The organism is Streptomyces sp. NPDC048507 (assembly GCF_043199995.1).
In the GTDB taxonomy this organism is placed as follows: domain Bacteria; phylum Actinomycetota; class Actinomycetes; order Streptomycetales; family Streptomycetaceae; genus Streptomyces.
This window is the reverse complement of record NZ_JBICWZ010000025.1, coordinates 20,026-31,830: the sequence shown is the minus strand read 5'-3', so window position 1 is coordinate 31,830 and position 11,805 is coordinate 20,026. Positions and strand designations below refer to the sequence as shown.

Here is an 11,805-nt window from a genome sequence, read left to right as displayed (position 1 = left end):
CGCTTTCGGCCGAGGGGCGCGGAAAACAAAAAACGGGCCGGTCCGTGGGGGGGATACGGACCGGCCCGAGGGGGGGGTTCCACCATAACCCTTCGTAAAGCGTGATGCGTGCATTGCCGCGAAACGATTACGCTCCGAATCCGCCCAGCAGCACTCCGGTGAGGGCCCCGGCCGCCATGAAGGGGCCGAAGGCGAAGCCCGTCGAGCGGGTCGCCCGGCCCCGCAGGACAAGGGCGAGGCCGTACAGGGCCCCGTAGAACAGGCCCAGGAAGGCCCCGGCGGCCCATACCCCCCACCCGTACCACCCAAGAGCGACCCCCAGGGGGAGCGCCAGCTTGACGTCGCCCAGGCCCATCCCGGCCGGGTTGACCAGGAACAGCACCAGGTACGCCGCCCCGAGCGCACCCCCGCCCAGCAGCGCGGCCCGCCAGGACCCGGCGGCGCCGGGCAGCAGCGCGGCCGCGCCGAGCAGCGCGGCGGTGGCTCCGGCCAGCGGCAGGGTCACCACGTCGGGCAGCCGGTGCACCGCGAGGTCGACGAGGGCCAGCAGGACGAGGGCCGGGGCGAGCGCGACGAACGCCGCGGCCTCCGGGCGCGGCCCCACGGCGGCGGCGAGCGCCCCGCAGACGGCCCCCGAGGCCGCCCAGGCCCCGGTCGGCCCGTAGCGGCGCCCCCCGCAGCGGGCGGGGCCGAGCCAGCCCGCGATCGGATGCCCGTCGGGGCAGCGCTCCCGCCACGGCTCGCCCGCGTCGACGGACAGCCGGTACGCGGCGCGCGGCAGCCCCAGCGCCCCGGCGGCGGCGCCGTACGCGACGGCGAGGAGGACGATCACGGCGTGGCCCATGCGCCGAAGGTAGACCCCGCCGCCCCGCTCCCGCCGGGGGTCGCGGGGGTCGCCGCCGGACGGGGCACGCCCTGGGGGTGCCCGCGAAGTCCCGCCTGCCCCGCGACGCCCGGCACCCCCTAAGGTGGCCGCCATGACGCGGTGGGCGGACGGTCACGGGATCCTCATGGTCGGTGCGGTGGCGGTTCCGCTGGAGGTCGCGGCCTCCTACCGGGCCCGTACGCGCGGGCTCCTGGGGCGGGACGACATCGAGGGGGCGCTGCTGCTGACCCCGGCGGCGAGCGTGCACACCTTCCGGATGCGCTTCCCCATCGACGTGGCCCACCTGGACCGGAACCTGCGGGTCCGGGCCGTGGTGACCATGGCCCCGGGCCGGCTGGGCCTGCCCCGCCCGCTGTCCCGGCACGTGCTGGAGGCGCGGGCGGGCGCAATGGCCGGCTGGGGCCTGCGCCCGGGCACCGTCGTCGGGATCCTCCCGGGCCACGGCCTAGGTGCCGGGGCGCGCGGGCGGTAGGTTGGGGCGGTTGAGCAGGGGCGCGCAGGGGAGCGGCATGACGGAGAACGCGCGGATCAAGGCGCTGGAGCAGATCATGCCGGCGACGCACGGCGCCGACGAGGACATCGACTGGCAGGCGGCCGAGGCCGTCTGGGGGACCCGTTTCCCGGCCGACTTCGTGGCGTTCATGGGGCGCTTCGGCGCCGGGTCCATCAACGGCGAGGCCAGCATCCTGCTGCCGCTGCCCAAGCCGGGCCTGCAGTGGGATCCGGCCGAGATGGCCGAGGAGACGGCCAACGCCCGCCAGGCGTGGGAGGCCGAGGGCGGCCGGGCCGCCTTCGACGTGGACCCGGAGGCGATCGTCGCCTGGGGGGTGACCGGCGGCTCCGACATCCTGTGCTGGCTCACCACCGACCCCGACCCGGACCGCTGGCCGGTCCTCGTCGTCGGGCGGCACACCGCCGACTCCTTCGCGGTGCACCCGTACGGCATGGCCGAATTCCTGCTGCTGCTGTGCTCCGACGAGTTCGACGTGAGCCCGGTCAGCATCACCTTCTGGGACGGCGGCCACCTCAGCTTCGTGCACTGGCGCAAGGCCCAGCGCCGCTGGCAGGAGGGCCGCAACCCGGAGACGGGCGAGCCCGACCCCTACGCCGGCGAGTTCGCCGACTGACCCGTCCTCCCCGACGGCCCCGCCCCGCCGTTTCGGGCCGCCGCCCGGAGCCGCAGCCTCCGTACGACCCCTCAGCCCGTTTTCCGGCCGGAAACGGGCTTTTCGGCATGTCTACGCGCGTCCGAATTGTGGATCACATATCGGAAAACACCAGAGGGAAAAGCGCCAGTTGGAGCATTGCCCACAACTTCCGCCCCAATGCAATCAACCCCCCTGCCCTCGGGAGAGAATTCCGGCCAACGGGCCCACGGTGGGACACCCCGGCCCGGAGCAACCCATAAGTAACAACCGGACTCAAAAGAAAATCAGGGGTATCCACCCGTGCAACGAAGAATGTTCGGCGCGGCCGCCGCGGCGGCCGCGTTCGGCCTGTTGATACCGCTGTCCGGCTGCGGAAGCTCCGAGTCCGGGGCCTCCGGCGGCGGCACGCTGCGCCTGGTCGCGGCCGAATACGGGGACAGCGCGGGCAACAGTTCCAAGACTTTCTGGGACTCGGTCACGAAGGATTTCACCGCCGCCAACCCCGGCATCAAGGTCGAGGTCCAGCTGCTCCCGTGGGCCGACATCGACCGTGAAGTCACCCGCATGGTCAAGGCCGGCAACGCGCCCGACATGGCCCTCATGGGCTCCTACTCGGACTTCGCGGCGCAGGGAAAGCTGTATTCCGCGGACGAGCTCCTGTCCATCACCGCCGAGTCGAACTTCCTGCAGCCCCTCGCGGAGGCCGGTTCCGTCGGCAACACCCTGTACGGCCTGCCCTTCGTGGCGAGCAGCCGCCTCCTCTTCTACAACGAGGCCCTCTTCAAGCAGGCCGGGGTCAGCGCGCCGAAGACCTGGTCCGACCTGAAGAGCGCGGCCAAGGCCCTCAAGGACAAGGGCGTGAAGTTCCCCTACGCGCTGCCGCTGGGCCCCGAGGAGGCACACGCGGAGGCGCTGATCTGGGAGCTGAGCAACGGCGGCGGCTACGCCGACAGCAGCGGCAACTACGCCCTGGCCTCCGACCAGAACATCGCGACCTTCCGCTGGCTCAAGGACCAGCTGGTCGCCCCCGGCCTGACGGGCCCGACGCCGCCCTCGCAGCTCAACCGCGCGGACGCCTTCGCCGCCTTCCTGCGCGGCGAGGTCGGCATGGTCAACGGCTACCCCTCGCTCGCCCACGAGGCGCGCGCCCGGGGCATCCAGGTCGGCACGGTGTCCATGCCGGTCTCCGACAGCCTCGGCGCGGGCGAGAACCCGCCGACCGTCGGCGTGGCCGACTGGATGATGGCGTTCAAGCAGAACGGCAAGCGCGCCGAGATCGGCAAGTTCCTCGACTTCGTCTACTCGGACAAGAACCTGTCGGACTTCGCCGGCCGCTACCACCTGCTGCCCTCGACGGTCTCGGCCTCCCGCACCCCCGCGGGCGGCGGCATCGACAAGAACGACGAGCAGTTCCTGACCGCCCTGCGCGGCGCCCAGCTCTACCCGGTCAACGACCCGTCCTGGGTGATGGTCAGCGACACCATCAAGCGCGGCATCGGCCGGGCCGTGGAGCCGGGCGGCGACCCCAAGGCCATCCTGGAGGACATGTCCGCGAAGGCCGAACAGGCCGGGAAGAAGCACTGAAGACCCCCCGCTCCGGGACCTTCGCCTCCCTGCCGCACCCCATCCCGTACGGCAGGATGACCGTGACGGCCTCGATCCGAGGTCACGGCCCGGTCGCCCGCCGAGCACCCACAAGGTGCCCGGGGCGGCAGGCCTCCCCCGGCGTCTCTCCCGCCTAGTGCTGCGTCCCGTGCTCCGAGGAGAACGCGGTGCGGTACTGCTCGCAGCTGGAGTCCCAGCGCAGGGTGCCCGTCAGCGTCCCGTAGCCGGTGCGGGTGAGCGACCACTCCACCGTGTACTCACCGGTGTCGCAGGCGATCCGCTTGCCCCCGGCGACCTTCTGGCGGCCCGTCGCCGGCTGCCCGGACAGTTCCCTGCGCACCTCCCCCGCCTTGGCCCGCCTGCCGTCGCGCAGCACCGCGTGCACCACGATCGGGTGCTTGCCGTCCTTGGTGGTCAGGGCCTTCTTCACGAGCGTCGAGTCGGAGACCGACCAGGCGAACTCGTACGAGGGCTCCCACGCCAGCGTCTTCGGGTCGGGCGCCTGCCGCTCCCACTCGGGGGCGCCCGCGGGGCCGGGCCGGGTCACCGTCTGGTACTGCACGCCCGGGTGGAAGCGGAGCTGCCCCTCCAGCTTGTGCATGTCGTCCTTGGTCCACATCTTCTTCATCGCCTTCTCGTCCCCGGCCGGGTCCTGGAGGTAGGCCGTGCCCTGGGCGGCGGTGGCGGCGCCCTGTCCGAGGGCGGGGGCCAGGGCCGCGGTGGCGACGGCCGCGAGGCCGAGGGCGAGGGTGCGGGTGCGGTTCATGCCCCGCCCAACGGGCCCTTCCGGCGCGCCGGAACGACGCCGCGCGCGCGTTCACCCGTAAGGAGCGGGTCCGCCACGCACAGGTGACACACTCGCGGATCCGGCAGGAATACCATCCCACCGGCTCTGGTTGGCTGCCCACGGGGCGGCGGAAAGATCGCCCGCGATGACCGGGGGACGGCATGGGCGTGACGGTGAACGGAACGGTGGCGGCGGGCTGGGAGCTCGTCCGGGACGAGTTCGAGGCCTTCGTGGCGGGTGAGTCCGCCTCGCCCGAGGCGCAGTTGTCGGTGCGTCACCGTGGTGAGGTCGTCGTCGACCTGTGGGGCGGCGAGGACACCGGGGCGGACACCCTGACCGGGGTCTTCTCGATCACCAAGGGCGCTGCCCACCTGGTCGTGGCGCTGCTGGCCCAGGAGGGCGTACTGGACCTGGAGCGTCCGGTGGTCTCGTACTGGCCCGAGTTCACCGGCCACGGCAAGGAGCGGCTGACGGTGCGGCAGCTGGTCGCGCACGGCTCCGGCCTGATCAACACGCCGGAGGGCTTCTCGTACGAGGAGATCGCCGACGACGCCCTCGTCGCGGCCCGGCTGGCGGACGCCCGGCCCTACTGGGAGCCCGGGACGGCGTACGGCTACCACGCCTTCGTGATCGGCGCCCTGACGGGCGAGGTGGTCCGGCGGGCCACCGGCCGCTCGCTCCAGGAGGTCTACGAGGAGCGGCTGCGGGCGCCGTACGGGCTGGACCTGTACATGGGCCTGCCGGCGGAGCCGGCCGGGCGCTGGAAGCCGGTGCTGGAGATGGCGCCGACCCCGGTGCAGCAGGAGCTGCTCGCCGCGGGCGGCCCGCCGCCCGAGCTGCTGCGGACCGCCTTCAACTGGCACCGCGAACCCCCGATGGACCTGGTCGGCTACGCCAACCACCCGCGGGTGCGGGAGCTGGGCCCGGCCTCGGCCGGCGGCATCGGCAGCGCGCGCGGGGTGTCGGCCCTGTACGCGGCGGCGATCGGCGGGCTGAACGGCCTGCCGGCCCTGCTGGAGCCGCGGACCGTCGAGGAGGTCGCGCGGCCGCACACCCCGGGCGCGGACGCGGTGGTGCCGGAGGAGGACCACTTCGGGCTGGGCTTCGAGCGGCAGCACGCGGTCGGCCCGGAGGCCTTCGGGCACTGCGGCGCGTCGGGCGGGCTGGGCTTCGCCGATCCGGTGACGGGCGTCGCGTACGGGTACACGCGCCGCCGCTTCGGCTTCCCGGGCGGCGTGGGGCCGGAGAACGGTCCGCTGACGGCGGCGGTGCTGAAGGTGGCGCGGGGGCTCTAGCCGGACGGCCGCTCAGGCCTGGCCGGTCTCGAAGCGGCTGACGTGCCCGTCGGGGGTGACGTCGAACCGCCAGGCGGTGCGCATCTCGCCCCAGGTGTCGTTGCGGTAGTCGACGACCAGGGCGCGGCCGCCGCTCGCTTCGGAGGCGACCGCCATGTGGCCGCCGCAGGAGAAGATCTCCCGTTCGGTCCAGTCGGCGACGTCGCGGTCGGAGCCGTCGTCGGACATGGTCGCGCCGGGGGTCAGCACCCTCTGGAAGGCCTGCTTGTCCCCGGCGTTGACGGCGGTGACGAAGGCGCGGACGGCGGGGTCGGTCAGCTGGGCCGGATCGATCACGGGGGCTCCTGACAAGGGGTGCGGACGGCGGCGCGTGCGCGACCAGCGAACACCGCGGGCGGGCACCGGGCAAGCGCCGTCACCCGTTCGCACCCGTTCGCCCCGGACGGCGCGTCAGGGGGTGGTGCGGACGGGGAAGCCGGTCGGGCGGCCCTGGTCCGCGAGCCAGGACAGCACCTGGTCGAGGGCGGCGACGGTCTGGCTGCGGTCGCCGCCGCCGTCGTGGAAGAGCACCGTCGGACCGTTGCCGATCTCGCGCTTGACGGTGGCGACGATGGCGGCGGTGCCGGGCTTGGCGAAGTCCTTGGTGTCGACGTTCCAGCCCAGCGGGCGCATCCCGTGCGCGGCGGCCAGCCGGCGGCTGTCCGGGGTGAACGCCCCGCCGGGCGCCCGGTAGTACTCGACCCCGGCCCCGCCCCCGGCCGCCTCCTCTATCTGCTTCTGCGCGTCGAGTATCTGCGCCTCCTGGTAGCCGACCGGCTTCTTGTCCATGGCCGTGTCGTGGGAGGTGGTGTGGTCGCAGAGGCGGTGTCCGGCCGCGACGACCTTCTTGACGAGGCCGGGGTGGGCCGCCGCCTGCGGGCCGATCATGCAGAAGGTGGCCTTCACGTCGTGCCGGGCCAGGACGTCCAGGACCTGCGGGGTCCAGCGGGGGTCGGGGCCGTCGTCGATGGTGATGTTGACGGCGTTCCCGGCGGTTTCGGAGGCGTGGGCGATGGTGTCGGGCAGGCCCGCCGGAGCGGCGGGGCCGCCCGGCCCGCCGTCGTCGCCCGTGGTGTCCCCGTCGCGGCCGGCCGCGTTCTCGGACCGGCCCGGGTGGCCGCCGTCCGGCGCCACCAGCGCCGTCACGCCCCAGATGGTCGCCGCGACGGCCGCGGCGCAGGCTCCCACGGCCAACCGGGCCCGGACGCTCTGCTTCTGCGTAGGCGTCATGTGTCCACTCCCCATCCCGTTGTGCGAGCGCTCTGACGGTCAAGACGCCTTCGGACGTGTCGAAGTTCCACTGAATTGCCCCATAAATAGAAGGTAATAAGGACTTTGGTCCTTAAACGCCCCTGGTACCCCACTCGTAGCAACTCATCCCCTCGACCTCGCCACACCCACCCGCCTCCCGCGCGGCGCCCGGCGCGGGGGCGCACGCCGAAGGGCCCGGCCCGGGGATCTCTCCCCGGGCCGGGCCCTTCGGTGTGCGTGGCCCCGTACGGTCCCGTACGGATACGGAACTCAGTGCGCGAGCGAGTCCTGCGGAGCCGGCGCGGCCTTGGCGCCCTCGCCGCCGGCCGGGGCCGGACCCGCGCCCCGCAGCGGGACCTCCTTGACGAACCAGGCGAGCGCGAAGCCCAGTACGGCGATCGAGGCACCGAGCAGGAACGCCGAGTGCGTGCCGGCGGCCACCGCGTGCTGGTAGGCGTCGCGCACGGCCTCGGGCAGCTTCTGCAGGCTCGCCGCGTCCAGCTGGGCGGAGCCGGCGGCCTTGGCGGCCTGCGGGCCGAGCCGCTCCGACATGGTGTCCGTCACCTGGGAGGTGAACAGCGAACCCATCAGGGCGACGCCGAAGGAACCTCCGAGGGTGCGGAAGAGGGTGGCCGACGAGGAGGCGACGCCCATGTCCTTCATGTCGACGCTGTTCTGCGCGACGAGCATGGTGATCTGCATCAGGAAGCCGAGACCGGCGCCGAGGACGGCCATGTAGAGGCCGGAGACCAGGCGCGAGGTGCCGGTGTCCATGGAGGCGAGCAGGAAGAGTCCGATGACCATCAGCGCGCCGCCGAGTATCGGGAACATCTTGTACTTGCCGCTGCTGGTGGTGATCCGGCCCGCGATGAGCGAGATGACCATCATGGAGAGCAGCATCGGCAGGAGCAGCAGGCCCGAGTTGGTGGCGGAGGCGCCCTGCACCGACTGCTGGAAGAGGGGCAGGTAGAGCACGCCGCCGAACATCGCGAAGCCGACGAGGAAGCCGATCACGGACATCAGCGTGAAGTTGCGGCTGCGGAAGATGTGCAGCGGCATGACCGGCTCGGCGGCCTTGGTCTCGACGTAGAGGAAGGCGGCGAGGGAGAGCACGCCGGTGACGATCAGACCGATGACCTCGGCGGAGCCCCAGGCGTACTCGGTGCCGCCCCAGGTCGTCACGAGGACGGTCGAGGTGATCGCGATGGTGAGCAGGGCCGCGCCCAGGTAGTCGATCTTCCCCTTGGCCTTCTTCTTGGGAAGGTGCAGCACGGCGGTGACCATCGCGAGGGCGACGGCGCCGAGCGGGAGGTTGATGTAGAAGGCCCAGCGCCAGCCGAGGTGGTCGGTGATGGTGCCGCCGACGAGCGGGCCGCCGATCATGGCGAGGGCCATCACGCCGGCCATCATGCCCTGGTACTTGCCGCGCTCACGGGGCGGGATCAGGTCGCCGATGATCGCCATGACGCCGACCATCAGACCGCCGGCACCCAGGCCCTGGATGGCGCGGAAACCGATGAGCTGGCCCATGTCCTGGGCCATGCCGCTGAGGACGGAGCCGACCAGGAAGATGACGATCGAGGTGAGGAACGAGCCCTTGCGCCCGTACATGTCGCCGATCTTGCCCCAGATCGGGGTGGAGGCGGCGGTCGCCAGCGTGTAGGCGGTGACCACCCAGGAGAGGTGTTCGAGACCACCGAGCTCACCGACGATGGTGGGCATCGCGGTGCCGATGATCATGTTGTCGAGCATGGCCAGCAGCATGGCGATCATGAGCGCCATGAGGACGACGCGGACGCTGCGCGGCTTCACCTCCCCCGCGGTCCCGTCCTGCTTGACTGTCTCGCTCATGTCCACTCCCCTGGCACCCGGCACATCTTCTTCGTATCCTTCGTGCGGCCGGGCACTTACTTGCCGCCCGGCTAGTTCACTACACTGGGGAAGGTAGCCCCGTCACTAGCCGGGCGTCAAGTAAGTCTTTGTGGGGAGAGTCATGTCCAGCAGCTCCAGCGGAAGCGGTCCGCAGGCCAGGCGCGGGAACACGCGCCAGCGCATCCAGGAAGTCGCTCTGGAGCTCTTCGCCGAGCAGGGGTACGAGAAGACCTCCCTGCGCGAGATCGCCGAACGGCTGGACGTCACGAAGGCGGCGCTCTACTACCACTTCAAGACCAAGGAAGACATCATCATCAGCGTCTTCGAGGACTCGACGCGGCCGATCGACGAGCTGATCGAGTGGGCGCAGGCCCAGCCCCGGACGCTGGAGACCAAGCGCGAGGTGCTGCGCCGTTACAGCGAGGCGATGGCGGCGGGCGGGCGCCTGTACCGCTTCATGCAGGAGAACCAGGCGACGATGCGGGAGCTGAGCATCGGCGAGACGGTCAAGAAGCGGCTCTTCACGCTGGTGGAGCTGCTGCGCACGGAGGAGGGCCCGCTCACCGACCAGGTGCGCTGCGTGAGCGCCCTGTTCACGCTGCACGCGGGGATGATGTTCCTCCAGCACGTCGAGGGCGACCCGGAGGAGACCCGCCAGGCCGCCCTGGAGGTCGCCACGGACCTCATCACCCGGGCCCACCAGGCCCCGTAGGAACGCGGGCCGGCGGCCTAGCCTCCGGCGGTGCCGCGGGGGAAGGTGATCTCGACCCGGCGGTTCTTCTTGCGGCCCTCCTCGGTGCCGTTGTCCGCGATCGGGTAGTCCTCGCTGTAGCCGCGCACGTCGTAGGTGACGCCGGCGGCGGTCACGGTCTTGGCGAGCTCCGCCTGCACCGCGTCGGCGCGCTGCTTGCTGAGCTCCTTGCCGTGCTCGTAGCTGCCCTGGTCGTCGGTGAAGCCGAAGACGCGGACGCGGGTGGCCTTCTGGGTGTTGATCTCCTGCCCGATGGCCTGGATCCGGGCGGCGGCCTGCGCGTTGAAGACGGCGCTGTTCTCGGGGAACAGCACCTCGGACTGCAGCGCCATCATGACGGTCTGGTTCGTCTCCTGCCGCCGCTGCTCCCCGCCGAGGTCCTCGACGACCTCGGCGATGTCGAGCACCTTGACGGGAGCGAGGGTCCCGCCCTGCGGGATCTTCAGTCCGGGCGAGGCGGAGTCGATGGGCACGGGCGCGGACGCGGACGGCTCGGTACCGGGTGGGGCGGTAGGAGTGTCGTCCGCATGCGCGACGGTCGCACCGATCAGATGTGCCCCGGCCATGATCAGTGCCGAGACGGCGGTGGCGGCGGCTGCGCGGTGGCGTGTGGTCATGGCGTCACCCGGAGATCTTGACGGTTGCCGTGGCGAAGGTGGGGAGGCTGAACTCCACCTCCGTCGTGGAGGTGGGCGGGGCGGGGAACTGTGCGAAGAAGGGCACGGTCTGTCCGGGGGCGAGGCTGGAGATTCCCGTCGTGCACAGGCACCTGGACTCCGTGTCCCGAAGTACGTAGTAACGCTTCTTGCCTGCTTTGTCGACCAGGGTCGCGCCCGCGACGGACTCGCCGCTCCCCTTCAACTCGATCCCTCGCCAGGCCGACGTGCCCACGTAGCTTTCGCTGCCGCCGTTCTTGATCTGGCCGTTGACCGTGAGGTAGCCGCCGGGGTCGCGCTGCATGGCGTTGATGACCAGCGTCACCCCGCTCTCACCATTCACCGACGCAAGGATCTGCTGCGGGGCGGAGCTCCCGCCGGCGGACGGGGTCGCGCCGGACGGGCCGCCCTGGGACTGTGCCGATGACGCGCTCTGAGCTCCGTTCGCCTTCGGCTTCCCGTCTTCGCCCCCACAGCCGGCCAACGCGAGGGCCAGGACCGCCGCGATCGTCGCCGCCGCTCCCCCGCGGACCTTCACCGCGTGCCGATTGCTCATGTAAGCCGCTTCCTTGTCTCTCGTTCGGTCTCACTTGACCAGTCGCACGGTAAACAGGGCCCGCGCCAGCGTGCGCAGGGATCCTGGGTGCAACGGATCGATTTCCACGGACTTTCCGCGCTTGCACTGGAACGTGACCCGCGCCGGCGTCGGCGGGGTGGTCGGGCCGGGTGAAGCACTGGCGGTGGACGAGGGCTGTGGCGTCGCGGTGGGAAGCGGCGCCGACCCCAGGGTGCACAGCGGCTCGACGACCGACGCGGCGCGAGCCTCGCCGTGCATGTCGTTCGTTCCGGGAATCACGGAGTCGCCCACGGTGCGGTTCGTCTCCGCCCTGACGTCGAAACGCGGAAGGGACGATTCGCAGGTGGCCCGGGCCTCGTTCCGCGCTGCGAAGTCAACTGCGGCAGCACAGGCGCCGACTCCGGTGAGCAGGTCGCCCGACAGGAGCCGTTCCCAGTCAGCCGGCTCGAGGGCGCCCAGGTCCAGACCGGCCAGACCTCCGTCCACGGCCTCCCTGGCCGCTGCCAGTGCCGCCGCATCCGCGGCACCCTGCGCATCGCTCCGCGTGACGGAGGCCTGGCCGACGACGAAGAACGCGAGCGCGGCGAAGAGCAGGCCCGCCACCACCACGATGTAGAGCGGGAAGGCCTGCCCTCTGCTGCCGTCATACCTGCGGAACGCCGCCACTAGCCGGCTTTGATGTCCTGCACAGCCTTCTTGATCTTGCTGGTGATCTCGGTACCGATACCCGAACCGACGATCGCTCCGATGATCACCACGACCACCAGGATGATGCCCAGGTACTCGAACGCGGTCTGGCCCCGGTCGGGGTTGGCGTGGCGCTTGCGGAGTCGGGTCACCGTGGTGTCCGTCCAGTCGTTCAGGCGGAGCTTCGCTTCCACGGACGCCTTCAGCAGCCTGTTCTGCGACATGGGGGTTCCCTCCAGGGCTGGTGCCGC

At 71.6% G+C, this 11,805-nt stretch carries 14 protein-coding genes; 5 read left to right on the top strand and 9 right to left on the bottom strand.

Features of this window, described 5'->3' with window-relative positions; all coding sequences use genetic code 11:
* Positions 1-127 precede the first annotated feature (127 nt).
* Positions 128-844: a prepilin peptidase gene (locus ACGFXC_RS35205; protein WP_393718989.1), complete on the bottom strand. Its 717-nt coding sequence runs from the start codon at positions 842-844 to the stop codon at positions 128-130.
* A gap of 133 nt (positions 845-977) precedes the next feature.
* On the opposite strand from ACGFXC_RS35205, the gene ACGFXC_RS35200 reads away from it, so the two are divergent.
* The 3 genes from ACGFXC_RS35200 to ACGFXC_RS35190 all read left to right on the top strand — a co-directional run bounded on the left by ACGFXC_RS35200 (position 978) and on the right by ACGFXC_RS35190 (position 3,618).
* The gene (locus ACGFXC_RS35200) at positions 978-1,358 is read left to right on the top strand and encodes a DUF192 domain-containing protein (protein WP_393718988.1); all 381 of its coding nucleotides are present in this window, start codon (positions 978-980) and stop codon (positions 1,356-1,358) included.
* Positions 1,359-1,395: 37 nt separating this feature from the next.
* Complete coding sequence (locus ACGFXC_RS35195) at positions 1,396-2,013, top strand: SMI1/KNR4 family protein (RefSeq protein ID WP_393718987.1); 618 nt, start codon at positions 1,396-1,398, stop codon at positions 2,011-2,013.
* A gap of 333 nt (positions 2,014-2,346) precedes the next feature.
* Positions 2,347-3,618 (top strand): extracellular solute-binding protein, encoded by a 1,272-nt coding sequence (locus ACGFXC_RS35190; protein ID WP_393719019.1) that lies wholly within the window; start codon positions 2,347-2,349, stop codon positions 3,616-3,618.
* Between the two features lie 154 nt (positions 3,619-3,772).
* On the opposite strand, the gene ACGFXC_RS35185 is transcribed toward ACGFXC_RS35190, so the two are convergent.
* Positions 3,773-4,405 (bottom strand): hypothetical protein, encoded by a 633-nt coding sequence (locus ACGFXC_RS35185; protein WP_393718986.1) that lies wholly within the window; start codon positions 4,403-4,405, stop codon positions 3,773-3,775.
* A 182-nt stretch (positions 4,406-4,587) separates the two neighbouring features.
* On the opposite strand from ACGFXC_RS35185, the gene ACGFXC_RS35180 reads away from it, so the two are divergent.
* On the top strand, positions 4,588-5,721 hold the full coding sequence (locus tag ACGFXC_RS35180; RefSeq protein ID WP_393718985.1) for a serine hydrolase domain-containing protein: 1,134 nt from the start codon (positions 4,588-4,590) through the stop codon (positions 5,719-5,721).
* Positions 5,722-5,733: 12 nt separating this feature from the next.
* Here ACGFXC_RS35180 and ACGFXC_RS35175 read toward each other — a convergent pair whose 3' ends face one another.
* The 3 genes from ACGFXC_RS35175 to ACGFXC_RS35165 form a co-directional block, all read right to left on the bottom strand.
* Positions 5,734-6,057: a nuclear transport factor 2 family protein gene (locus ACGFXC_RS35175; RefSeq protein ID WP_393718984.1), complete on the bottom strand. Its 324-nt coding sequence runs from the start codon at positions 6,055-6,057 to the stop codon at positions 5,734-5,736.
* Between the two features lie 114 nt (positions 6,058-6,171).
* On the bottom strand, positions 6,172-6,990 hold the full coding sequence (locus ACGFXC_RS35170; protein ID WP_393718983.1) for a polysaccharide deacetylase family protein: 819 nt from the start codon (positions 6,988-6,990) through the stop codon (positions 6,172-6,174).
* Positions 6,991-7,281: 291 nt separating this feature from the next.
* Positions 7,282-8,862 carry an MDR family MFS transporter gene (locus ACGFXC_RS35165; protein ID WP_393718982.1) on the bottom strand — a complete coding sequence of 527 codons (1,581 nt, stop codon included), beginning with the start codon at positions 8,860-8,862 and terminating at the stop codon, positions 7,282-7,284.
* Positions 8,863-9,004: 142 nt separating this feature from the next.
* Here ACGFXC_RS35165 and ACGFXC_RS35160 point away from each other — a divergent pair, with 142 nt between their 5' ends.
* A complete protein-coding gene (locus tag ACGFXC_RS35160) occupies positions 9,005-9,595 on the top strand; it encodes a TetR/AcrR family transcriptional regulator (protein WP_393718981.1) in 591 nt (196 codons plus the stop codon).
* A gap of 17 nt (positions 9,596-9,612) precedes the next feature.
* Here ACGFXC_RS35160 and ACGFXC_RS35155 read toward each other — a convergent pair whose 3' ends face one another.
* Genes ACGFXC_RS35155 through ACGFXC_RS35140 form a run of 4 tightly spaced genes read right to left on the bottom strand, consistent with a single transcriptional unit; the run spans position 9,613 to position 11,778 of the window.
* A complete protein-coding gene (locus ACGFXC_RS35155) occupies positions 9,613-10,251 on the bottom strand; it encodes an OmpA family protein (RefSeq protein ID WP_393718980.1) in 639 nt (212 codons plus the stop codon).
* Between the two features lie 4 nt (positions 10,252-10,255).
* Positions 10,256-10,846 (bottom strand): hypothetical protein, encoded by a 591-nt coding sequence (locus ACGFXC_RS35150; RefSeq protein WP_393718979.1) that lies wholly within the window; start codon positions 10,844-10,846, stop codon positions 10,256-10,258.
* A 30-nt stretch (positions 10,847-10,876) separates the two neighbouring features.
* Positions 10,877-11,533: a pilus assembly protein TadG-related protein gene (locus ACGFXC_RS35145; RefSeq protein ID WP_393718978.1), complete on the bottom strand. Its 657-nt coding sequence runs from the start codon at positions 11,531-11,533 to the stop codon at positions 10,877-10,879.
* Positions 11,533-11,778: a hypothetical protein gene (locus ACGFXC_RS35140; protein ID WP_393718977.1), complete on the bottom strand. Its 246-nt coding sequence runs from the start codon at positions 11,776-11,778 to the stop codon at positions 11,533-11,535. Before ACGFXC_RS35140 ends, ACGFXC_RS35145 begins: the two co-directional genes overlap by 1 nt.
* Positions 11,779-11,805: the final 27 nt, after the last annotated feature.

Coding starts and splice junctions, on each gene's coding strand:
- ACGFXC_RS35205 (WP_393718989.1), bottom strand. CDS start 844: ATGGGCCACGCCGTGATCGTCCTCCTCGCCGTCGCGTACGGCGCCGCC.
- ACGFXC_RS35200 (WP_393718988.1), top strand. CDS start 978: ATGACGCGGTGGGCGGACGGTCACGGGATCCTCATGGTCGGTGCGGTG.
- ACGFXC_RS35195 (WP_393718987.1), top strand. CDS start 1,396: ATGACGGAGAACGCGCGGATCAAGGCGCTGGAGCAGATCATGCCGGCG.
- ACGFXC_RS35190 (WP_393719019.1), top strand. CDS start 2,347: ATGTTCGGCGCGGCCGCCGCGGCGGCCGCGTTCGGCCTGTTGATACCG.
- ACGFXC_RS35185 (WP_393718986.1), bottom strand. CDS start 4,405: ATGAACCGCACCCGCACCCTCGCCCTCGGCCTCGCGGCCGTCGCCACC.
- ACGFXC_RS35180 (WP_393718985.1), top strand. CDS start 4,588: ATGGGCGTGACGGTGAACGGAACGGTGGCGGCGGGCTGGGAGCTCGTC.
- ACGFXC_RS35170 (WP_393718983.1), bottom strand. CDS start 6,990: ATGACGCCTACGCAGAAGCAGAGCGTCCGGGCCCGGTTGGCCGTGGGA.
- ACGFXC_RS35165 (WP_393718982.1), bottom strand. CDS start 8,862: ATGAGCGAGACAGTCAAGCAGGACGGGACCGCGGGGGAGGTGAAGCCG.
- ACGFXC_RS35160 (WP_393718981.1), top strand. CDS start 9,005: ATGTCCAGCAGCTCCAGCGGAAGCGGTCCGCAGGCCAGGCGCGGGAAC.
- ACGFXC_RS35155 (WP_393718980.1), bottom strand. CDS start 10,251: ATGACCACACGCCACCGCGCAGCCGCCGCCACCGCCGTCTCGGCACTG.
- ACGFXC_RS35150 (WP_393718979.1), bottom strand. CDS start 10,846: ATGAGCAATCGGCACGCGGTGAAGGTCCGCGGGGGAGCGGCGGCGACG.
- ACGFXC_RS35140 (WP_393718977.1), bottom strand. CDS start 11,778: ATGTCGCAGAACAGGCTGCTGAAGGCGTCCGTGGAAGCGAAGCTCCGC.